This is a genomic window from Achromobacter sp. RTa, from assembly GCF_000757485.1.
In the GTDB taxonomy this organism is placed as follows: Bacteria; Pseudomonadota; Gammaproteobacteria; order Burkholderiales; family Burkholderiaceae_B; genus Achromobacter.
Genome location: NZ_JPYO01000019.1, coordinates 1 through 21989, shown reverse-complemented (window position 1 = coordinate 21989; position 21989 = coordinate 1). Strand labels below are relative to the sequence as shown.

Sequence of the window (21989 nt, the reverse complement as noted above, 5' to 3'; positions counted from 1 at the left end):
TGGCATGACGCGGCGGCCCGCGCGGCCCGCCGCAGGAGCACTCCATGTTCGAAGCTCTCTCGGCAGGCCTGTTCAATGGCCTGATCTACGCCGCGGTGGCGGTGGGGCTGGCGCTGATCTGGGGCATTACCGACGTCATCAATTTCGCCCATGGCGAATTCCTGATGCTGGGCATGTATGCCGCCTATTGGCTCTACACCCTGGGCCACATCGACCCGACGCTGTCGGCGCCGCTGGTGGCCGTCGTGCTCGCCTTCGTCGGATTCCTGACCTACGCGCTGATCATCCGGCGGCTGCAGAAGGGGCCGGCGATGGCGGTCATCCTGGCCACCTTCGGGCTGGGCCTGGTGCTGCGCCAGGTCGCCTTCATCGCCTTCAGCCCCGACTACCGCAGCCTGCCCGACACGCTGGTCTCCGGCAGCGTGACGGTGGCGGGCATTTCGCTGGGACGGCCCCAGGTGGTCACCGGCCTGATCGCGCTGGTGGTCGTCGCGGCGCTGTTCGTGCTGGTGTACCGGACCCGTTGGGGCCATGCCCTGCAAGCGGTGGCGGAAGACCGCCAGGTGGCCGCGCTGGTGGGCATTTCGCCGGACCGTGTCAACGCCCAGGTCTGGATGCTGGGCAGCGCGGCGGTCGGCCTGGCCGGCGCCTTGCTGACCACCTTCTTCTACGTCTTCCCATCGGTGGGCACGGTGTTCGGGCTGCTGGCCTTCGTGGCGGTGTGCATGGGCGGCTTCGGCTCGCTGCCGGGCGCGTTCATTGCGGGGATCCTGATCGGCATCATCGAGGCCATGACAGGCTACTTCGTTGCGCCCGCGATGAAGACCGTGAGCGTTTTCATCCTGTTCATCCTGGTTCTCTGGTATCGGCCGCGCGGCCTGTTCGGACGGTGGTGACAGATGCAGACGACACAGAAAATCGATACCGAGTCCTCGGGCGTGCGTAAATGGCCCGTCGCGGCGGCGGCCGCGGCCGCCATCGCCATGGCGCTGGTGCCGCTGGCGGTGACGGACGCCTTTACCCTGCAGGTGCTGCTGCTGGCAATCATGTTCGGCGCGCTGGGCGCGTGCTGGAACCTCGTGGGCGGCTTCCTGGGACGGATCTCCTTCGGCCACAGCGTGTTCGTGGGGGTAGGGGGCTACACCACCTTGCTCCTGCTGCACCACCTGAAGCTCACGCCGCTGCTCGGCATTCCGCTGGGCGGGCTGATCAGCGCGGCGCTGGCGTGGCTGGTGGGCGGGCCCACCTTGCGGCTTTCCGGCCATTACTTCGCCATGGCCACGATCGCGCTGCTGCAGATCGGCCTGCTGCTGCTGATCAACTGGGAATGGGCGGGCGGCGCGGTGGGCCTGGAGGCGCCCATCGGGGACGCCGCCTGGATGCTGCTGTTCCGCAGCAAGGTGCCGTACTACCTGATCGCCGTGGGGTTGGCGTTCCTGACCTTCTGCGCCACGTTCTTCCTGGTGCATTCCAAGACCGGCTTCTACTGGCGCGCGATCAACGGCGACGAGGCCGCCTCGCGCAGCCTGGGCGTGCCGGCGGACCGCTACAAGATGCTGGCCTTCGTGATCTCCGCGGGCATGACCGGCGTCTGGGGCGGCTTCTTCGCCATGTACGTGGGGTTCATCGATCCGGAATCCATGTTCAACCTGACGATGTCCGTGCAGGTCGTGCTGGTGACCATCCTGGGCGGCGTGGGCACGCTGGTAGGGCCCTGGCTGGGGGCGGCGGTGCTGCTCCCTCTCTCCGAGGGCACGCGTGTGCTGTGGGGCAGTTCGGGCATGGGTCTGGACCTGCTGGTTTTCGGCCTGGCCATTCTGCTGGTCACGCTGTTCCTGCCGGGCGGACTGGTCACACTGAGGAGGCGCCGTGGCTCTGCTGGACGTTAAGAACCTGACCAAGCGATTCGGCGGGCTGGTGGCGAACAAGGACATTTCGCTGTCCGTGGACGCGGGCGAAATCGTCGCCATCATCGGCCCCAACGGCGCGGGCAAGAGCACCTTGTTCAACGGCCTGGTGGGCCACCACGAGCCCACCTCGGGCACGGTGACCTTCGACGGACTATCCATGATCGGCAGGCGGCCTGAGCAGGTGGCGGCCATGGGCCTGGTCCGCACCTATCAGATTCCCCGCAGTTTCGGGCAGATGACGGTGCTGGAGAACGCCATGGTCGGCGCGCTGCTGCGTCATCCGCGGCTGCCCGATGCCCGCCGGGAATCCGCCCGGGTGCTGGAGCTTGTCGGCCTGGCCGACCGCGCCGAGGTGCGGGCGGCGGAGCTCAACGTGGCCGGGCAGAAGCGGGTCGAGCTCGCCCGCGCGCTGGCGACGGAGCCGCGCATGCTGCTGCTCGACGAAGTGGCCGGCGGCCTCAACCCAGCCGAAGCCATTGCGCTGACCGAGATCTTGCGCGGCATACACGCCGCGGGCGTCACGCTCATCATCGTGGAGCACGTGCTGGAGGTGGTCATGCGCCTGGCGCAGCGGGTGCTGGTGCTGAACTTCGGGCAGACGATCGCCGAGGGCGCGCCGCAGGAGATCGTGCGCAATCCCGCCGTCATCGAAGCCTATCTGGGGAGAAAGCACCGTGCCTGATGCGATGCTGAAAGTCGAGAACCTGAGCGTGGCCTATGGCGGCGTGCAGGCGGTGCGCGGCTTGTCGCTGGAAGTCCGGCCGGGCGAGATCGCCGCGCTGCTGGGCGCCAACGGCGCGGGCAAGTCCAGCACCTTGATGGCCATCGTGGGCTCGGTCAGGCCCAGGGAAGGCCGCGTGATCTTCGAAGGGAAGGACATCACCGGCACCCCGCCCGACAGGCTGGTGACCCAGGGCATCTCCATGATCCCGGAAGGCGCGCGCGTGTTCGCGCGCCAGCCGGTGGAGCAGAACCTGCGCCTGGGAGCCTATACGGTGCGCGATGAGCGGGTCTACCGCGAGCGCCTGGGTCGGGTCTATGCCTTGTTCCCGCGATTGAAGGAGCGGCGCGAGCAACTGGCGGGCACGATGTCCGGGGGCGAGCGCCAGATGCTGGCTATCGGCCGGGCGCTGATGAGCGGCCCGCGCCTGCTCCTGATCGACGAGCCCAGCCTGGGCTTGTCGCCCTTGCTGGTGGAGCAGGTATTCGATGCGCTGGCGGCTCTGAACCGCGATGACGGGCTGTCGGTGCTGCTGGTGGAGCAGAACATGGCCCAGGCGCTGGAAGTCGCGGCGCGCGCCTACGTGATGCAGAGCGGACGGGTGGCGCTATCGGGAGAAGCGGCGGAATTGGCGGCCTCGGATGAGGTGAGAAAGGCGTATTTGGGAATGTAAGTACGCCGTGTGTCTGACACCCTTACCTGTACTCCGTGTGTCTGACACCCTTACGAGACACCCGTCCCATTGGAAGACCCCTTCCCGGGTGTCAGACACCGGCTGACTTTGAATGGCCGTCCTCAGATATAGCCGGTGTCAGACACCCGGGAACGCCTGCTTCAGCTTTACCGGCGTTTCGTAAGGGTGTCTGACACACGGAGTATCGGGAAGGGTGTCAGACACTCGGAGTATAGGTAAGGGTGTCAGACACTCGGAGTATCGGGTTAGAAAATATGCCTGAACCCCACGGCTGCGCCCAGCTGGTTGCTCTTGCCGGCGATTTCGCCGCTGGCGGCGTCACTGACCTTGTTCCAGTCCACGGTGCCGTACAGCTGCGAACGCTTGGACAGCGAGTACTCGGCCACGGCGACGAGCGCGTAGCGCTTGCCCTTGTCGCCTTCCTCCACGACGTTCTTGCTCTGGTCGTAGTAGGCGGCGCCGGTAATGGCCCAGCGCGGGGTGGCCTGCCAGGTGACGCCGGCGAAGTAGCCGTTGTCCTTGCGGTCCAGGCTGGCCGTGGTGGTTCCGCCCATGACGCCGTTCACCCAGCCGGTTTCGTCGCGGCCGTTGTAGTAGCCGGCGAATACCTTGGCGCCGTCGAACTGATAGGAGGCGTTCAGGTTCCATACGCGCTGGCGCTGGTCGGAATCCGTCGCGTCGTAGGTCTGCTGGTAGGCCGCGCCCAGGCCCAGTTGGCCGATGGTGTAGCGCAGGCTGGCGCCGTATTGCTGGCCCGCCTTGTGGTCGTCCCAGTCTTCGCCGTTGGCCCAGGACAGCACGACGGACAGATCGCCGAACGTATTGGCGTACTTGGTCATGTTGTTCGTGCGGACCCGCGACATCGCGGCGGGCAGCCAAGCGTTCTGATCATAGTTGCCTACGGTCAGCGGATCGAAATAATCGGCCAGCAGGTCGAACATGGGGGTGTTCTGCAGACCCAGGGTCAGGGTCCCGATCTGGCCGCCGTCCAGGCCCACGTAGGCCAGGCGGCTGAACGCCTTGCTCGTGTCCGAGCCGCGGCCGTTCTGCAGGTTGATGCCGTTTTCCAGCCGGAAGAAGGCGCGATTGCCGCCGCCCAGGTCTTCCGAGCCGCGCAGGCCCCAGCGGCTGTTGGAAATGGCGCCGTTCTCCATCGACACGCGGCTGCCGTCTTCGCCGACGCTGCCTGCGCTGGTGCTCAGGTAGCGGATGCTGACGTCGGCGATGCCGTACAGGGTGACGCTGGTTTCCGCCGCGGCCGTGCCGGCCGTTGCGAGGCCAATGCCGGCGAGGGCAAGGGATAGGGTGATGCGTTTCATGCGGGCTCCTCCAGGTGTAGCTGTTTTAGTTGCGCCAGGCTTGTGGCCCGGCTTGTTGCGCATGGCGGGTTGCCAGGCGCTGGGCGGCCGCTCCGACGCTTAGGATGAGCGCGGGTCCGGGCGGCAGCCTCGGTTGCACATGCGCGCCATGCCGATAGGGCGCATGGGCGCCTGGGGATTCTAAAAAAGTTGGAAGCGGAACAGGGGGCGGATTCGTTCGGCGTTTTCCCGGGTTTACAGAACGCGGAAACAGGCGGCGGGGGCAGGCCGGTCGCGCTGCCCAAATAAAAAACCCCGTTCCAGGAACGGGGTTTGCGTGCAACGCGGCGCAGCCTTACAGGGTCATGTGCAGCGGCAGCCAGGTCGCGATGCCCGGGATGAAATAAAGCAGCAGCACGGCCAGGATCATCAGGAAGAACATCGGCAGCGAGGCGCGCGCGATGTAGGGCAACTCCCTGCCGCTCATGCCGGAAAGAACGAACAGATTGAACCCTACGGGCGGCGTGATCTGTGCCATTTCCACAACGAACACGATGAAAATGCCGAACCAGATCAGGTCGATGCCGGCCGCCTGCACGGTCGGCAGCAGCACTCCCATGGTCAGCACCACGATGGAGATGCCGTCCAGGAAGCAGCCGAGGACGATGAAGAACACCATCAGCGCCAGGATCAGCCCGAACTGGGACAGGCCCAGGCCGCCGATCCATTCGGCCAGCGCGCGCGGCAGGCCGATGTAGCCCATCGCCAGGGTCAGGAACTGCGCGCCCGCCAGGATCAGCGCGATCATGCAGTACAGCCGGGTGGCGCCCAGCAGCGATTGCATGAAGGTGGACCGGTTGAGCGAGCCTTGCAGCGCCGACAGGATCAGGGCGCCCACCACGCCGACCGCCGCGGCTTCCGTCGCGGTGGCGATGCCGGTGTAGATGGAGCCCAGCACGGCTCCGATCAGCAGCATCACCGGGATCAGGTGCCGCGAGCGCGACAGCTTTTCCATGAACGACAGGCCCGGATCGGCCGCGGGTACGTCCCGCGGATTGCGGATCGCCCACCAGGCGATGTAGCCCATGAACAGCGCCGCCAGTAGCAGTCCTGGCAGGATGCCGGCGATGAACAGCTTGGCGATGGAGACGTCCGCCGCCACCCCGTACACGATCATGATGATCGAGGGCGGTATGAGCAGGCCCAGCGTGCCGGCGCCCGACAGCGTGCCGAGGATCTTCTCCTCGGGATAGCCGCGGCGCTTCAGCTCGGGGATGGTCATCTTGCCCACCGTGGCGCAGGTCGCAGCGGAAGAGCCGGAGACCGCCGCGAAGATGGCGCAGCCTATCACGTTGGTGTGCAGCAGGCGGCCGGGCAGGCGGTTGAGCCAGGGGGCCAGCCCCTTGAACAAGTCCTCGGACAGGCGCGTGCGGAACAGGATTTCGCCCATCCACAGGAAGAGCGGCAGGGCGGTGAGCGTCCAGCTGGAGGACGCGCCCCAGATGGTGACGGCCATGGCGTCGCCCGCCGGGCGGCTGGAGAAGATCTCCATGCCGATCCACGCCGTTCCCGCCAGGGTCAGGCCGACCCAGACCCCGCAGCCCAGCAGCGCGAAGATCGAGACGACCAATAGGGTTATGACGAGTAGTTCATTCATGGGTTTGCTGCGAAGTTGCGGCGGCCAGGCCGCGTGAGCGTCGGACCAGTTCGTCGATCAGGGCGACCAGGAACAGCACCGTGCCCACCGCCATGGTGATCTGCGGAATCCAGAGCGGGGTGGCGTCGTTGGCCGTGGAGATGTCGTTGAACTGCCAGGAGTCGTAGGTCAGCTTGATGCTGAAGAACGCAAATGCGGCAGCCAGCAGGCAGCCGACCGACAGGGCGAAGATGTCCAGCCGGCGGCTGGCGGCGGGATTCAGCGAATTGAGCAGCAGCGTCACGCGGATGTGCTCGCCGTGCTTGAAGGTGCTGGAAAGGGCGAGAAAGCCGGCGGCGGCCATGAAATACCCGGCATAGGCGTCCGTGCCGGGTATGTTCATGTTGAGCTGGCGCGCGATGATCGCGGCCAGCACCGACACCAGTACGCCGATCGTGCACAGGCCGGCCAGCAGGCCGGCCGCGCCGTAAAGACCATCTAGAAAGCGGCGCATGGGAAAATCACTGCTTCTTGTAAGCGTCGATCATGGCCTGGCCGTCCGCGCCGGCCTTCTTCAGCCAGTCGTCCAGCATGCGCTTGCCGATCACCGACAGGCCTTCCTTCAGCTCGACGGTGGGCTGGATGGTTTCCATGCCGTTCTTGGCCAGCTCTTGCTGGTACCACTTGTTCTTTTCCTCGGACAGCTTCCAGCCGCGTTCCTCGGCCTGGGCGCCCGCCTTCTTCAAGGCCGCCTGCGTGGCCGGATCCAGCGCGTCGAACGCCTTCTTGTTGACGATGATGGCGTTCTTCGGCAGCCAGGCCTGCGTGTCGTAGAACTTCTTGATGTACTCGTAGGTCTTGGTGTCGTAGCCCGTGGATGCCGAGGACATGTAGGAATCGATCACGCCCGTGGCCATGGCCTGGGCCAGTTCGGCCTGCTGCACCGTGACCGGCTGCGCGCCGACCAGTTCGGCGATCTTGGCCGTCACCGGGCTGTATGCGCGCCACTTCAGGCCCTTCATGTCCGCGACCTTCTTGATGTCGCGGTTGGCGAAAATGCCCTGCGGCGGCCAAGCCACGGCGTACAGCAGCGTCATGCCGTGCGCGTTCAGCTTCTTCTCCAGGAAGGGCTTTTGCGCCTGGTAGAGCTTGAACGACGCTTCGTAGCCGGTGGCCAGGAAGGGCAGGCCGTCCAGTTCGTAGATCGGGTCTTCGTTGGCGAAGTTGGTCAGCAGGATTTCGCCGATCTGGGCCTGGTTGCCTTGCACCGCGCGCTTGATTTCGGGCGCCTTGTACAGCGACGCATTATTGTGCAGCGTGATCTTCAGCTTGCCTTCCGACAGCGTGTCCACGTCCTTGATGAACGTGGTCAGGTTTTCGACGTGGAAGTTGCTGGCGGGATAGGCGCTGGGCAGGTCCCATTTCGTCTGGGCCTGCGCGCCGGCGCTGAACGCCAGGACGATGCTGCCAGCCAACAGGGAGATTTTCTTGTGCATGGGTGGTCCTTCTTGCGAAATGGTGAAGCCGGGTTTAGCCCGATAGGCATTGCGAAAGAGAGCGCTGCGGTAATGACGCGCAGCTGAAAAGCCGTGCCATTCTATGTTGCCGTGCGGCAGAGGGGCGCGTGAAATCGCGACTTTACGGGTTATTCCTAGGGAGGCCGAGACGCGGCCGATGCTTGAGGGTTCAATCTTTGCGCAAGCCCGGCCCACGCTCGGCCGGGGGGCTTTTTTTCTTCTAAGATTGCGCTATCGAATGCATCTGCCGAGGCTTGCGTGAACTTCGTTTTCCGTCGTGATGAGTTATTGATTGAAGAAGTGTCCAGCGTGCTGCCGGACATGGCCCTGTGCGAGCGCATCGGCGTGCGGGCCGAGATCCTGCAGCCGATCTGGGCACAGCCCGATTCCCCCCATCGCACCGTCCACGTCGAGCCCGGCGTCGACGCGCCGCAGGGGTATGCGTTCCGGAAGCTGCGTTCGCTGTTCGGCGTGCTGGACGACGAGCGCATGGCGCTGGCCGGCCGCGCGTATCAGATTGCGGAATGGGCGCGCACGCACCGTTTCTGCGGCGTCTGTGGAACGCCGGCCGAACGGCTGCCCACGGAGTTCTGCCTGCGCTGCCCGTCCTGCGGCTTCTCCGCGTATCCGCGCATTTCGCCCGCCATGATGGTGCTGATCCGCAAGGGCGACAGCATCCTGCTGGCGCGGCACACCACGACGGCCACCTCCCGCTACACGGCTCTGGCCGGCTTCGTCGAGCCGGGAGAGAGCATCGAGCAGACCATACATCGCGAGGTCTACGAAGAGGTCGGGCTGAAGGTCGGCAACCTCCAGTATTTCGGCAGCCAGTCCTGGCCATTCCCGCATTCGCTGATGGTCGCGTTCACGGCGGACTACGTATCGGGCGACATCCGGGTCCAGGAGGACGAGATCGCGGACGCGCGCTGGTTTGGGCCGGGCGACGCGATGCCGGAAATCGCGGCCCGGATTTCCATCGCGGGTTCGCTCATCCGGGCCAACCTGCCCATGGGCTGGTCCGCGCCTTAACCGCCATCCTGCGGAACGCCATCTAGGGGTATTCCCTTGAAAGAGGGAGATCCCGCCATATGCTGGCAGTTTTTTATTGATGAATTATCGATAAATTATTAGTATTTTGCGTAGATAAACTTGTTCTACGCCTGCCATGACACCCGCTTTGATCGCTTCCTCGGCCCACCTCGCCAGCGGCAGCGCGCCCGACCTGTCCGAGGTGGAATTCGGGCTGATGATCGCCGGCCACGCCTTCGACCGCTGGACCGTGCGCTGCATGGCGGCGGCGGGCCTGCCGGACCTGACGGCGACCGACGTGATGGTGTTCCATCATGTCTACCACCGGCAGCGTCCCAAGAAGCTGGCGGACATCTGCTTCACGCTGAACGTCGAAGACACCCATATCGTCAACTATGCGCTCAAGAAGCTGGAGCGGCTCGGCGTGGTCAAGGGCGAGCGCAGCAGCAAGGAAGTGTTCTACAGCGTCACGGACGAGGGCGCGGCCAAACTCGCCCGCTACGCCGAGATCCGCGAGCAATGCCTGACCTCCGGCCTGGATGCGCCAGGCGGAGGCGGGCTGGAATTCAGCCGCCAGCTGGCGCACACGCTGCGCGCGCTGTCCGGGCTGTACGACCAGGCGGCCCGCGCGGCCACCTCTCTCTGAACCGCATTCACCAACATTCGGGGCATGGCCCCGTCACCCGCAACCGCCCGCGGCCGAACGCGCCGTGGCGGCCTCTTGTTACCAAGGACACCTATGAAGTGGCAATTCTGGATTGATCGTGGGGGCACCTTTACCGACATCGTTGCGCGTCGTCCCGACGGCACGACCACCACGGCGAAAATGCTGTCGGAGAACCCCGAGCAGTACCGCGACGCCGCTGTCGCCGGCATCCGCAAGCTGCTGGGTATCGCGCCAGGGCAGCCCGTGCCGGCCGATCAGGTCGAATGCGTGAAGATGGGCACCACGGTCGCCACGAATGCGCTGCTCGAGCGCAAGGGCGAGCGCACCCTGCTGGTGACGACGCGGGGCTTCCGGGATGGGCTGCGCATTGCGTACCAGAACCGGCCGCGCCTGTTCGACCGCAACGTCGTGCTGCCCGAGATGCTCTACGAATCCGTCTTCGAGGCCGACGAGCGCGTGGCGGCCGATGGCGAGGTGATCCGCGACCTGGACGAGGCAGGCCTGCGCGCCGGCATGCAGGCGGCCTACGACTCTGGCATCCGCGCCGTCGCGATCGTGTTCATGCACGCCTGGCATGCGCCGGAACATGAGGCGCGCGCCGCTCGCATCGCGCGCGATATCGGCTTTCCGCAGGTCTCGGCCTCGCACGAGGTCAGTCCGCTGATCAAATTCGTTTCTCGCGGCGACACCACCGTGGTGGACGCCTATCTGTCGCCCATCCTGATGCGCTACGTGGACCAGGTGGCCGGCGAGCTGCCGGGCATCCGCCTGATGTTCATGCAGTCCAGCGGCGGCCTGACGGATGCGCACCGCTTCCGCGGCAAGGACGCCATCCTGTCCGGGCCCGCCGGCGGCATCGTCGGCATGGTGCGCACCAGCGAAACCGCGGGCTTTCCCAAGGTCATCGGCTTCGACATGGGCGGTACGTCCACGGACGTGTCGCACTACGCGGGCGAGTTCGAGCGCGAGTTCGAGACCCAGGTGGCCGGCGTGCGCATGCGCGCGCCGATGATGAGCATCCACACCGTCGCCGCGGGCGGCGGCTCCATCCTGCATTTCGACGGCGCGCGCCTGCGCGTGGGCCCGGATTCGGCGGGCGCCAATCCCGGTCCGGCCTGCTATCGCCGGGGCGGCCCGCTGGCCGTGACGGACTGCAACGTCCTGCTGGGCAAGATCCAGCCGGACTTCTTCCCCAAGGTCTTCGGTCCGGACGCCAACGAGGCGCTGGACCGCGACGCGGTCGTCGAGCGCTTCCAGGCCATGGCCGGCGAAGTGCGCGCGGCCACCGGCCGCGACATGACGCCCGAGCAGCTGGCCGAGGGCTTCCTCGAGATCGCGGTGGGCAACATGGCCGAGGCCATCAAGCGCATCTCGGTGCAGCGCGGCCACGACGTGACTGAATACGCGCTGACCGTGTTCGGGGGCGCCGGCGGCCAACACGCCTGCCTGGTGGCCGACGCGCTGGGCATGACGACCGTGTTCGCGCATCCGCTGGGCGGGGTGCTGTCGGCCTACGGCATGGGCCTGGCCGATCAGACCGACATGCGCCAGAAGACGGTCGAGAAGATCCTGGACGCGGACCTGATGCAGGCCCTGCAGGGCGAACTGGACGAATTGGCCGGGCAGGCCGTCGGCGAACTGCGCCGCCAGCATGTGGCCGAAAACGACATCGGCGTACAGCGCCGCCTGCACCTGAAGTACCGCGGCACGGATACGGCGCTGGAAGTGGCCTATTCGGACCTGGACCAGGTGCGCAGGGATTTCGAGGCGGCCTACCGCCAGCGTTATTCCTTCCTCATGCCCAACCGCGAACTGGTGGTGGAAACGATCTCGGTCGAAGCCACGGGCGGCGGCGAGCGTGTCGGCGAAGCGTCTGTCTCCCGGGTGCGCGAGGGGGCGCTCGCCGCGCGCCGCAATGTGCGCATGTATAGCGGCGGCGCATGGCGCGACACGCCCCTGTATGTGCGCGAGGACATGGCGGGCGGCGATGTGGTGCCCGGGCCCGCCCTCATTTCCGAGCCCAACCAGACGACGGTGGTCGAGGCCGGCTGGCAGGCAGAACTGACGCAGCAGGACCATTTCGTGATCCGTCGCGTCGAAGCGCGTCCGGAGCGCCGCGCCGTCGGCACGCAGGCGGACCCGGTCATGCTGGAGGTATTCAACAATCTGTTCATGTCCATTGCGGAGCAGATGGGCTACCGCCTGCAGAACACCGCCTACTCGGTGAACATCAAGGAGCGCCTGGATTTCTCCTGCGCGATCTTCGACGCCCAGGCCCGCCTGATCGCCAACGCGCCGCACATGCCGGTCCACCTGGGTTCCATGGGCGAATCGGTGCGCACCGTCATGAACGCCAATGCCGGCCGCATGATGCCGGGCGACGCCTACGTGGTGAACGATCCTTATCACGGCGGCACGCACCTGCCGGACGTGACGGTCATTACTCCGGTGTTCGACCGCGCGGGAAGCGAGATCCTGTTCTATGTGGGATCGCGCGGCCACCATGCCGACATCGGCGGCACTACGCCCGGTTCGATGCCGCCCGATTCCAGGACGGTGGAGGACGAAGGCGTGCTCTTCACCAATTTCCAGCTGGTGAAGAATGGCGAGTTCCGCGAGGATGCCGCGCGCGCCATCCTGGGTTCCGGCCGCTGGCCGGCGCGCAATCCCGATCAGAACATCGCGGACATGCACGCGCAGATCGCCGCCAACGAGAAGGGCGTGCAGGAATTGCTGCGCATGTGCGACCACTTCGGCCTGGACGTGGTGCGGGCCTACATGGGGCACGTGCAGGACAACGCCGAGGAGGCGGTGCGCCGCGTGATCTCGGTGCTGAAGGACGGCAGCTACGAATATCCGCTGGACAACGGCGCGGTGATCCGCGTGGCGGTGCGGGTGGATACCGAGGCTCGCAGCGCCGTGGTGGACTTCACCGGCACGTCGGAACAGCTCGACAACAACTTCAACGCGCCCGGCGCGATCGCCGTCGCAGCGGTGCTGTATGTGTTCCGTACCTTGGTCAATGACGACATTCCGCTGAACGACGGCTGCCTCGTGCCGCTGTCCATCATCCTGCCGGAAGGCTCGATGCTGCGCCCGAATCCGCCGGCCTCGGTGGTGGCGGGCAACGTGGAAACGTCGATGTGCATCGTCAACGCGCTGTACGGCGCGCTGGGCGTGCTGGCCGCCAGCCAGGGCACGATGAACAACTTCACGTTCGGCAACGCGCGCCACCAGTACTACGAGACCATCTCGGGCGGCACGGGCGCCGGCCCGGTGCGCATCGACGCCGCGGGACCGCGCGATGAGGGCTTTGCCGGCACGTCGGTGGTGCAGGCGCACATGACGAACTCCCGCCTGACGGATCCGGAAGTGCTGGAGTTCCGCTTCCCGGTGCGCCTGGAGTCCTACGAGATCCGCAAGGGCTCGGGTGGAGCGGGACGTTATCCCGGCGGCGAAGGCGGCGTCCGCCGTATTCGTTTCCTGGAAGACATGACCGCGGCCATCCTCTCGAACAACCGGCGCTATGCGCCGTTTGGCTTGGCGGGCGGGCAGCCGGGCGCGATGGGACGCAACTCGGTCGAGCGGGTGGATGGCACCATCGAAGAGCTGGGCCCGCAGGACAGCGCGCAGTTGCAGCCCGGCGACGTGTTCGTGATCGAAACCCCCGGAGGCGGCGGCTACGGGCAACGGTAGGATGGATGTAGCGCGAGAGTCCTTAAGCTAGAACATCGACCTCCAGCGCGCGCAACCCACGCGGCAGGGAATGGATTGTGCCGGGGATCGGCTGAAAACAATCCGCCCACGGCCGCATGGGTTGCGCGCGCTGGATACCTGAGTTCTCCCCCAGGAACTGCCGCGCTACACCCATCCTACGGCTCGTCCGGGTCGGACATCACATCCAGGGCGATTTCCGCCTTGCGCTTGCGATCGTAGACCCGCAGCGTGACCTCGTCGTCGCGGATTTCGAAGACCGCCGTGGCCAGGGTGTTTTCCTCGTCGGGATCATCCTGCGCGGTGCGCAGGATGGGCAGGTCGCCCTCGGTGTCGTGCAGGGCGTCCAGCAGGTCCTCGCTGCCGGCGCCGGCGGACCAGCCGTCCACGATTCTTTCGATGCGGTTCTGGCGGGCTCGGGACGAGTCGGTGACGATCTGGGCCAGCCCGCGGGTCTCGGCGTGCACCATGTGGTTGGAGTGGCCGTAACGGGTGCCGGTTTCGAGGATGGAGATGGCGCCGGGAACAGCCTCCACGCTGAACAGGCGCGGGTCGCCCGCGGCTCCCAGCAGGTGGTGGAACCCTCCCGAATGTGGCAGGTCGCGCAGCAGCGCCAGGGCGTCGTCCAGCGTGGAGCAATCCAGGGCGGCGCGGGCCAGCAGCATGCGCGGCACGCCCGGATGCCGCTGGCGCGTGCGCAGATTATTGATGGTCTGGACCAGGCCGGCGCGGTTGGCGCCGAAAGTGTGGCCGGGCAGGGAGCCGGGGTAATAGAAGCTGAGATAGCCCGGCGCGTCTTCCAGCGCCACGTCCACCAGGCAGCAGCGCCCGCGCAGATAAGGGTCGCCGTCTTCGTTGTGGGCGATCCAGCGCGCGCCGTCCGGGGTCTTCAGAGCGACGGACGTGCAGCCGTCGGCCGTGCTGTGCAGGAGATCGCCGCGGCAGTTCCAGAGCAGCACGTCCTCGAACGGCAGACGCAGCCCTTCGGCCAGCCCCTCGAGCTCTTCCCAGATGGCGGGAACGGCCGCCTGCGCCTGCTGCGCGAGTTCATCCAGGAAGCGGTGGCCGCGCCACGGCCGCAGGGCCTCCCATGTGCCGCTTTGCTCCAGGTAGGTGGACATGATCGGGCGTGCCAGTTTGCCCAGCGCCAGGCCGACCTGGCGCCGGTTTCCGGCGATGCGTTCGTATTTGTAGGCCATGGGGAATCTCCGGGTGTCCAGCGGATTGTAATTTTTCTAAGCTCCACCGGGTGGGGACGGATGCGTTAAGATCCCCAGTAAGTTGCTCCGGTGACCCCGGCGTAGCCCAGGAATCATGCCCCTACAACAACCCCGGGGTGCCGACGGTCCCCAAGAGGAGAGTTTCATGATCAAACGCAAAGTCGCCGCCGCGCTGGTCGGCCTGTCCGTGGCCATGTTCGGCGCCGCCTCCGGCGCCCATGCCCAAGGCAAGGAATTGGTGGTGGCCACCGATACCGCTTTCGTTCCGTTCGAGTTCAAGCAGGGGAACACCTACACGGGCTTCGACGTCGATCTCTGGGCGGCAATCGCCAAGGAACTCAACCTGAAGTACAAGCTGCAGCCGATGGACTTCGCCGGCATCATTCCCGGCCTGCAGACCAAGAACATCGATGCGGCGCTGGCCGGCATCACCATCCGCGACGACCGCAAGAAGGTCATCGACTTCTCCGATCCCTACTACGAAAGCGGCCTGGCCATCCTGGTGGGCGAGAAGAACACCGACATCAAGGACGCGAAGTCGCTGTCCGGCAAGACCGTCGCGGTCAAGACCGGCACCGCCACCGTGGACTTCCTGAAGGCCCAGGTGCCGGACGCCAAGCTCAAGCTGTTCCCGAACATCGACAACGCCTACCTGGAACTGGCCACGGGCCGCGTCGACGCTGCCGTGCACGACACGCCCAACGTGCAGTACTACGCCAACACGGCGGGCAAGGGCCGCGTGAAGGTGGTGGGTTCCGTCAAGAGCGGTGATTTCTACGGCATCGCCTTCCCCAAGGGCAGCGAGCTGGTGCCCCAGGTGAACAAGGCGCTCGCCACGCTGAAGGCCAACGGCCAGTACGACGCCATCTACGAGAAGTGGTTCGGCAAGAAGCCCTGACCGCCGGGGCTGAATCGCTTTCTGGGCGCCCGCGGCCAGCGGGCGCCGGCCTCAGTTGGCCGCAATGCCGGATCCAGGGGGGAATATCGTGGAGTTTGACTGGGCTGTAATCAGAGACGCGCTACCCAATTTGCTCGAGGGTACGCTGATGACCATCAAGATCACCTTCTGGGGCTTGTTCGGCGGCTTCCTGCTTGGAGCGCTATCGGGCGTGACCCGAGCCTACGGGCATCCCATCCTGTCGGCCATCGCGCAGGTCTATGTCGCGATCATCCGCGGAACTCCCATCGTCGTGCAGGTGATGTTCATCTACTTCGCCTTGCCCCTGCTGGCGGACATCCGGGTGGATGCGGAATGGGCCGCCATCGCCACGCTGATCATCAATTCGGGCGCCTACATTTCCGAGATCGTGCGCGGTTCGCTGCTGTCGGTGCACAAGGGCCTGAAGGAAGCCGGCCAGGCCATGGGGCTGCCGTTCCACAAGATTCTCTTCCATATCATCGGGCCGGTGGCGTTCCGGCGCATGATCCCGCCGCTGGGCAACCAGTGCATCATCAGCTTGAAGGATTCCTCGCTCTTCATCGTGATCGGCGTGGCTGAACTGACCCGGCAGGGCCAGGAGATCATGGCCAGCAACTTCCGCGCGGTCGAGATCTGGTCGGCGGTCGCCATCGTTTACCTGATCCTGACCGGTCTGATGGCGCTGAGCCTGCATCTGGTGGAAAAGAGGATGCGCATACTATGAGCATGGTCGAATTTCACAACGTCACCAAGCGCTTCGGCGAGTCCACGGTGCTCGACGGGATTTCGCTGAACATCGATGCGGGCGAGGTCGTGGTGGTGGTTGGCCCGTCCGGCTCCGGCAAGTCCACGTTCCTGCGCTGCATCAACGTCCTAGAGACCATCAACGATGGCGATTTGCTGGTGGACGGCCTGAGCGTGAACGGCAGCGCGGCGCAAGTGCGCGAGATCCGGCGCGAGGCCGGCATGGTGTTCCAGCAGTTCAACCTGTTTCCGCAGATGACGGCGCTGGAGAACGTCATGTTCGGCCCCGTGCATACGCGGGGCCAAAGCCGCGCCGAGGCGCGCGAGCTGGCCGAGAGCCTGCTGGCCAAGGTCGGCCTGGCCGAGCGCATGAACCACTATCCGGCCGAGCTCTCAGGCGGGCAGCAGCAGCGCGTCGCGATCGCGCGCGCCCTGGCGATCAAGCCCAAGCTGATGCTGTTCGACGAGCCCACGTCGGCCCTGGATCCGGAGCTGCGCCACGAAGTGCTCAAGGTCATGCGGGATCTGGCGGAAGAGGGCATGACGATGGTGGTCGTCACGCACGAAATGGAATTTGCGCGCAGGGTAGGCAGCCGCCTGATCTTCATCGACGCGGGCAAGATCGCCCACGACGGGCCGCCGGCCGAACTGCTCGGCAACCCTCCCAGCCAGCGCCTGAAGGATTTTTTGCAGCACGTGGCTTGAAGGGGGGGTGTCAGACACCCGTGGACGTCTGCCAGGCTTGGAGCGGCGTCTCGTAGGGGTATCAGACACCTGAAACGGAAGGCGGCTTCTCAAGTGTCTGACACCCTTACGAGAAAACCGGCACCTTACGCCAGTGCTCCCGGGTGTCTGACACCCCGATAGAAACTACCCCTTCACCCGCACGATCTTCTGCACTTGCGGCACGTGCCGGATGGCGCGGATCACCTGCGCCAGGTGCTTGCGGCTGTCCACCTGGATGGTCAGGTGCAGGGATACCGTCGAAACCGCGTCATCGTGCATCGTGACGTGCATGATGTTCGCGTCCGCGGCGGTGACTTCGGCGGCCAGGCGCCCCAGCACGCCGCGCTCGTTGCGCGTGACGATATCCAGGCGGGTGGCCAGGTGCTTGGCGGTGTGGGCATCCCACGCCACGTTGATCCAGCGTTCCGGTTCGCGCAGGCGCTGGCGCAGGGCGACGGGGCAGTCGGCGGTATGCACCACCAGCCCGTGCCCCATGCGCATGCCCGCGACGATCGGGTCGCCCGGCAGCGGGCCGCAGCAGGGCGCCAGCTGCACGGCTTGGCCTTCGTTGCCCTGGATCAGGATGGGAGCGCTGCGCGCCGAGGTCAGCTCGTCCACGGCCGCCGCCGTGGTGGCGACCAACTGGTGCTCGGGTGCGAAGCGGCGGGCCACGACGGCCGCCAGGCGCTTGCCCAGCCCGATATCGGCCAGGATTTCCTCGCGGGAGCTGGCGCCGGTGCTGCGAGCAAGCTTCTGCCAGGCGGGATCGTCGGTGGCGGGCAGGGGCATGCGCAGTTCCTGCAGCGCCTGGCCCAGCAGGCGTTCGCCGAATGCCACCGATTCCTCATACTTGACGGTGCGCAGGTAGTGGCGGATTTCGGAGCGGGCGCGGCCGGTGCGCACGTAGTTGAGCCACTGCGCGTTCGGGCGGGAAGCGGGCGAGGTGACGATTTCAACCGTGTCGCCGCTGTTGAGCTCGGTGCGCAGCGGCACGAACTCGCCATTGACCTTGGCCGCCACTGCCTGGTTGCCGATGTCGGTGTGGATCGCGTAGGCGAAATCCACCGGCGTGGCGCCCCGCGGCAGGGAAATGATCTTGCCGCGCGGCGTGAACACGTAGACCGCGTCGGGGAAAAGATCGACCTTGACGTGCTCCAGGAACTCGCCGGAATCGCCGGTCTGGCTCTGGATGTCCAGCAGCGATTGCAGCCACTGGTGGGTGCGTTTCTGCAGGTCGTTGAGGGTCAGGTCGGCGCCCTTGTACAGCCAGTGCGAAGCGACGCCTTCTTCCGCCACATGATGCATGTCGCGCGTGCGGAACTGGAATTCGACGGGCGTGCCGTAGGGGCCGACCAGTGTGGTGTGCAGGGACTGGTAGCCGTTCACCTTGGGAATGGCGATGTAGTCCTTGAACTTGCCCGGGACCGGGCGGTACAGCTGGTGCAGCGTGCCCAGCGCCAGATAGCATTCCGGCAGCGTGTGCACGATGACGCGGAAGCCGTAGATGTCGAGCACGTCGGAGAACGATTTCTTCTGGTCGACCATCTTGCGGTAGATGCCGAACAGCGTCTTTTCGCGCCCGGTGACCTCGGCCTCGATACCGGCGGCGGGCAGCGCGGCGCGCACCGAATCGGCGATCTTGGTAATGACTTCGCGGCGGTTGCCGCGCGCGGCCAGCACGGCCTTGTACAGCACCTGGTAGCGGTTCGGGTACATCGCCGCGAAGCACAGGTCCTGGAGTTCGCGGAACAGCAGGTTCAGGCCCAGGCGGTGCGCGATGGGCGCGTAGATGTCCAGCGTTTCGCGCGCGATGCGGCGGCGCTTTTCAGGGTTGACCGCATCCAGCGTGCGCATATTGTGCAGGCGGTCGGCCAGCTTGATGAGGATGACGCGCACGTCGCGCGCCATCGCCAGCAGCATCTTGCGGAAGCTCTCTGCCTGCTGTTCGGCCTTGGTGGCGAAGTCCAGGCGGTCGAGTTTGGACAGTCCGTCGACCAGTTCGGCGACTTCGGGCCCGAATTTCTCGGCAAGCTCATGCTTGGCGATGCCCTGGTCTTCCATGACATCGTGAAGCAGGGCGGCGGACAAGGCGTTGACGTCGAGCTTCCAGCCGGCGCAGATTTCGGTGACGGCGATGGGGTGCGAGATATAGGGCGAACCGCTGGCGCGGAACTGGCCCAGATGCGCCTGGTCGGCGAAGCGATAGGCTTCGCGCACACGCTCTACGTCTTTCTTGTCGAGATAGCTGCCGATGATTTCGGTCAGCGGCGCCAGGGAAGCGACCGGAGAGGCGGTCGCGTCCGCCGCTTCTTGAGCGGCGACGGACGGTGGCGCGGAGAGGTTCTTGTCTTTCTTGCCGGTGCGGCGCCCGAGACGGGAGCCGGCACGCAGCGCGGCAAGCAGACCAGATGAAGCGTACTTCAGCCCGGGAAAAGCCATGCTTGCCGCCCCCCGGAGATGATCAGGTGGGAACTTTACGCAGCATTTCCACGCCGGTGAGGCCGCCCGCGATTTCGCGCAGGGCAGTGACCGTGGGCTTGTCTTTGCTGTCCAGGCGCGGGGCATGGCCTTGCGCCAGCTCGCGGGCGCGGTAGGTAGCGGCCAGCGTGAGCTTGAAACGGTTGGGGATTTGATTCAGACAGTCTTCGACGGTAATGCGAGCCATTAGGACACCTGGTGCTGATGGAGGATAGGGAGAACGCGTTCGGCTCAGTGTTCGGCCGGGATGCCGAGTTGCGAGAACAACTGGCTGTGGCGGGCGGCCTGAGACGAAAAACGCAGCCGCGCGGCGCTGACGATTTGAGTCAGTTCCGACAAGGCTACGCTAAATTCTTGATTAATAATAACATATTCGCATTCAGGCGCGTGGGCGATTTCGCCGCCCGCAGCCATCAGCCGGCGCGCGATGACTTGCGGCTCGTCCTGGCCGCGCGCCTTCAGGCGGCTCTCGAGTTCTTCGATCGAGGGCGGCAGAACGAAGACGCCGATCGCGCCCGGAAAGCGCTGCCTGACTTGGCGCGCGCCCTGCCAATCGATTTCGAGCAGCACGTCGCGCCCGGCGCGCGTGGCCTCGTCGATGCGGTCGCGCGGCGTGCCGTAGAAATTGCCGTGCACCTCCGCCCATTCCAGCAGGTTCTGCGCTTCGCGCAGGCGCTGGAATTCGTCCGTGGACACGAAACGGTACTCGCGGCCGTCTTGTTCGCCGGGACGAGGGGCGCGGGTAGTGCAGGAAATGGAGAGCAGGATGGAAGGGTCTTGCTGCAGCAAGGCCTTGACCAGGCTGGACTTGCCGGCGCCGCTGGGCGCGACGACCATGAAGACGTTTCCGGGATTGGCGTGCATGAATTGTTATCGGGCTTGGTGCTAAGACTGAAAGGATAGCAAATCGCGCGGCCCGGCAGGAGGAAAAACCCTGCCGGGCCGCGCGTAGCCCGCCGAGCTTCGCTCAGCCGCCGGCCTTAGCGGCGGCCGCGCCGAGCTTGCCGCCGGACGCGGGTGCGCCGCTGCCGAGCAGATGGCCGTTGACTTCGATCCCGTACAGGGAATCGTCGGAGTCGTGGTATTTGGCCCGGGTCGCGGCCACCGATTCCGTGTAGCGCGGATCCTGCGGGCGTTCATGGGCGTTCATGAAATAGGCGACGTCCCACGCTTCCTGGTCGCTCAGCATGCCGGCCTGTCCGAGCGGCATATTGGCCTTGATGAAGCCGGCGGCGTTGCCGATCTGGTGCATGCCCGCGCCCCAGTTGAAGGAGTCCGGCCCCCACAGCGCGGGGAAGACCCAGTGCTTGCCGTTCTTCTGGCCCTGGCCTTCGGCGCCGTGGCACACGGCGCAGTACTGCGCGTATACCTCGCTGCCGCGCAGGTAGTCGGCCTTGCGGGCCGGCGGCGGCAGCTTGCGGTAGCCCTGGCCTTCCAGCACCACGCCGGTGGGCGCCTTGCTGGCCAGCCAGAACATATAGGTCTGCAGCGCGGTGAGGGTCGGGTCGTCCGCGGGCGGCGCCTTGCCGTTCATGCTGAAGCGGAAGCAGCCTTGCAGGCGTTCGGCCAGCGTGTTCACGTGGCCGTTCTTCGCGCGATATGCGGGGTACAGCACATAGGCGGCCCACATCGGAGCCGAATCGGGGCGCCGGCCGGCGTCCAAGTGGCAGCTTGCGCAGTTCAGGTCGTTGCCGACGAATTTGCCGGCCAGTTGGGGCGTATGCAGGAAGATCTGCTCGCCTTGGCGCACGGTCTTGCCGAAGTCGGTGTCGGGCAGCGAGGCGGCCGAAGGCGGCGTGAAAGCAGGGCGGGGCTCGGCGGCGTGGAGGGACGCGGAGGCGGCGAGGCCGGCGGCGGCGAGCAGGAGGCGCAGGCGGACGATGGTCATTGCTTGGCTCCGGCGGAGGCGTTGGCTTGCGCGGCAAGCGTGTCGGCTGCCTTGGGCAGGCCGGCATAGTAGGCGGAGACGGCGTCGATCTCGTCGTCGGAGAGCCGGGTGGCTACCGCCGGCATCAGGCCCAGCGGGCCGGGCGGGCGCTGGCCCTGGCGCCAGGCGCGCAACTGGCCCGCTATATAGGCGGCAGGCTGTCCGGCCAGGGCGGGGAAGTTCTCGCCTACGCCGATGCCGCCGGGGCCGTGGCATTGGTTGCAGGCGGGCACGTTCTTGTCCCAGGCTCCGCGCGTGGCGAGCCAGGCGCCGGTGTCGGCGGGCTTGACCGGATGCATGGCGGTGGCGGCGAGCCGGTCGGTGTCCAGCGCGGATGGCAGCGCGGCGTAGTAGCGCGCCACGGCCTGGCGCTGGGCTGGATCCAGCGCCTTGGCGGTCGCGGCCATGACCGGGCTGACGCGCGAGCCATTGGCCATGGCGTTCAGCTGCTCCTCCAGGTACCGCCCGCCCATGCCCGCCAATTGCGGAAAGCCGGCGGCCGGATTGCCTTCGCCACGGGCTCCGTGGCAGGTGATACAGGCGGGCGCGCCGTTGGCGCCCTGGGCGCTGATCTGCTTGCCGTCCGGCGCGCTTTGCGCGCCGGACGAGGCGGCGAACAGCGCGCCCAGGATCAGCGCGCCGGGTAAGGATCGGGACATGGAACCTGCTCCATAGGTATTGGATTTTTGGTAATAAGCTAATTTCTAATAATTATATAAATACTTGTGACGGATCAACACGAGATTGTCCATTTGATGGCGCGGACGGCGCCGGCTTTGCAACTGGAAC

At 66.0% G+C, this 21989-nt stretch carries 20 protein-coding genes; 10 read left to right on the top strand and 10 right to left on the bottom strand.

Annotation, left to right across the window (positions count from 1 at the left end; genetic code table 11):
• The first annotated feature begins 44 nt into the window (after positions 1-44).
• The 4 genes from JL37_RS06315 to JL37_RS06300 are packed head-to-tail and all read left to right on the top strand — an operon-like array spanning position 45 to position 3304.
• Positions 45-896 (top strand): branched-chain amino acid ABC transporter permease, encoded by an 852-nt coding sequence (locus JL37_RS06315; protein WP_043542722.1) that lies wholly within the window; start codon positions 45-47, stop codon positions 894-896.
• Positions 897-899: 3 nt separating this feature from the next.
• Positions 900-1889 carry a branched-chain amino acid ABC transporter permease gene (locus JL37_RS06310; RefSeq protein WP_043542721.1) on the top strand — a complete coding sequence of 330 codons (990 nt, stop codon included), beginning with the start codon at positions 900-902 and terminating at the stop codon, positions 1887-1889.
• Positions 1870-2592 carry an ABC transporter ATP-binding protein gene (locus JL37_RS06305; protein ID WP_043542720.1) on the top strand — a complete coding sequence of 241 codons (723 nt, stop codon included), beginning with the start codon at positions 1870-1872 and terminating at the stop codon, positions 2590-2592. The genes JL37_RS06310 and JL37_RS06305 overlap by 20 nt, the downstream gene beginning before the upstream one ends.
• A 4-nt stretch (positions 2593-2596) precedes the next feature.
• Complete coding sequence (locus tag JL37_RS06300; protein WP_043542719.1) at positions 2597-3304, top strand: ABC transporter ATP-binding protein; 708 nt, start codon at positions 2597-2599, stop codon at positions 3302-3304.
• Positions 3305-3570: 266 nt separating this feature from the next.
• On the opposite strand, the gene JL37_RS06295 is transcribed toward JL37_RS06300, so the two are convergent.
• The 4 genes from JL37_RS06295 to JL37_RS06280 form a co-directional block, all read right to left on the bottom strand.
• Complete coding sequence (locus tag JL37_RS06295) at positions 3571-4644, bottom strand: porin (RefSeq protein ID WP_043542717.1); 1074 nt, start codon at positions 4642-4644, stop codon at positions 3571-3573.
• 334 nt (positions 4645-4978) lie between these two features.
• Complete coding sequence (locus JL37_RS06290) at positions 4979-6280, bottom strand: TRAP transporter large permease (RefSeq protein ID WP_043542716.1); 1302 nt, start codon at positions 6278-6280, stop codon at positions 4979-4981.
• Complete coding sequence (locus tag JL37_RS06285; RefSeq protein ID WP_043542715.1) at positions 6273-6773, bottom strand: TRAP transporter small permease; 501 nt, start codon at positions 6771-6773, stop codon at positions 6273-6275. The genes JL37_RS06290 and JL37_RS06285 overlap by 8 nt, the downstream gene beginning before the upstream one ends.
• Positions 6774-6780: 7 nt before the next feature.
• The gene (locus tag JL37_RS06280; protein WP_043542714.1) at positions 6781-7755 is read right to left on the bottom strand and encodes a TRAP transporter substrate-binding protein; all 975 of its coding nucleotides are present in this window, start codon (positions 7753-7755) and stop codon (positions 6781-6783) included.
• A gap of 279 nt (positions 7756-8034) precedes the next feature.
• Here JL37_RS06280 and nudC point away from each other — a divergent pair, with 279 nt between their 5' ends.
• The 3 genes from nudC (at position 8035) to JL37_RS06265 (ending at position 13168) form a co-directional block, all read left to right on the top strand.
• A complete protein-coding gene (gene nudC, locus JL37_RS06275) occupies positions 8035-8805 on the top strand; it encodes an NAD(+) diphosphatase (RefSeq protein WP_043542713.1) in 771 nt (256 codons plus the stop codon).
• Positions 8806-8941: 136 nt separating this feature from the next.
• Positions 8942-9451: a winged helix DNA-binding protein gene (locus JL37_RS06270; protein WP_043542712.1), complete on the top strand. Its 510-nt coding sequence runs from the start codon at positions 8942-8944 to the stop codon at positions 9449-9451.
• A gap of 93 nt (positions 9452-9544) precedes the next feature.
• Positions 9545-13168, top strand: coding sequence for a hydantoinase B/oxoprolinase family protein (locus JL37_RS06265; RefSeq protein ID WP_043542711.1), 3624 nt, complete (start codon positions 9545-9547; stop codon positions 13166-13168).
• 176 nt (positions 13169-13344) lie between these two features.
• On the opposite strand, the gene JL37_RS06260 is transcribed toward JL37_RS06265, so the two are convergent.
• Positions 13345-14385, bottom strand: coding sequence for a C45 family peptidase (locus tag JL37_RS06260; RefSeq protein WP_043542709.1), 1041 nt, complete (start codon positions 14383-14385; stop codon positions 13345-13347).
• Between the two features lie 166 nt (positions 14386-14551).
• Between JL37_RS06260 and glnH the strand changes: the two genes are divergently transcribed.
• The 3 genes from glnH to glnQ all read left to right on the top strand — a co-directional run bounded on the left by glnH (position 14552) and on the right by glnQ (position 16774).
• Complete coding sequence (glnH, locus tag JL37_RS06255; protein ID WP_043542708.1) at positions 14552-15304, top strand: glutamine ABC transporter substrate-binding protein GlnH; 753 nt, start codon at positions 14552-14554, stop codon at positions 15302-15304.
• 88 nt (positions 15305-15392) lie between these two features.
• The gene (gene glnP / locus JL37_RS06250; protein WP_043542707.1) at positions 15393-16049 is read left to right on the top strand and encodes a glutamine ABC transporter permease GlnP; all 657 of its coding nucleotides are present in this window, start codon (positions 15393-15395) and stop codon (positions 16047-16049) included.
• Positions 16046-16774 carry a glutamine ABC transporter ATP-binding protein GlnQ gene (glnQ, locus tag JL37_RS06245; protein WP_043542706.1) on the top strand — a complete coding sequence of 243 codons (729 nt, stop codon included), beginning with the start codon at positions 16046-16048 and terminating at the stop codon, positions 16772-16774. The genes glnP and glnQ overlap by 4 nt, the downstream gene beginning before the upstream one ends.
• A gap of 165 nt (positions 16775-16939) precedes the next feature.
• On the opposite strand, the gene JL37_RS06240 is transcribed toward glnQ, so the two are convergent.
• From JL37_RS06240 to JL37_RS06220, 5 genes are all read right to left on the bottom strand, one after another.
• Entirely contained in the window at positions 16940-19234 is a 2295-nt protein-coding gene (locus JL37_RS06240; RefSeq protein WP_043542705.1) for a bifunctional (p)ppGpp synthetase/guanosine-3',5'-bis(diphosphate) 3'-pyrophosphohydrolase, read from the bottom strand.
• Positions 19235-19256: 22 nt separating this feature from the next.
• Positions 19257-19460 carry a DNA-directed RNA polymerase subunit omega gene (rpoZ, locus tag JL37_RS06235; protein ID WP_006219679.1) on the bottom strand — a complete coding sequence of 68 codons (204 nt, stop codon included), beginning with the start codon at positions 19458-19460 and terminating at the stop codon, positions 19257-19259.
• Between the two features lie 44 nt (positions 19461-19504).
• Entirely contained in the window at positions 19505-20137 is a 633-nt protein-coding gene (gene gmk / locus JL37_RS06230; RefSeq protein WP_081954987.1) for a guanylate kinase, read from the bottom strand.
• 103 nt (positions 20138-20240) lie between these two features.
• Positions 20241-21161 carry a c-type cytochrome gene (locus tag JL37_RS06225; protein WP_043542704.1) on the bottom strand — a complete coding sequence of 307 codons (921 nt, stop codon included), beginning with the start codon at positions 21159-21161 and terminating at the stop codon, positions 20241-20243.
• Positions 21158-21859: a c-type cytochrome gene (locus tag JL37_RS06220; RefSeq protein WP_043542703.1), complete on the bottom strand. Its 702-nt coding sequence runs from the start codon at positions 21857-21859 to the stop codon at positions 21158-21160. The genes JL37_RS06225 and JL37_RS06220 overlap by 4 nt, the downstream gene beginning before the upstream one ends.
• Between the last annotated feature and the right edge of the window lie 130 nt (positions 21860-21989).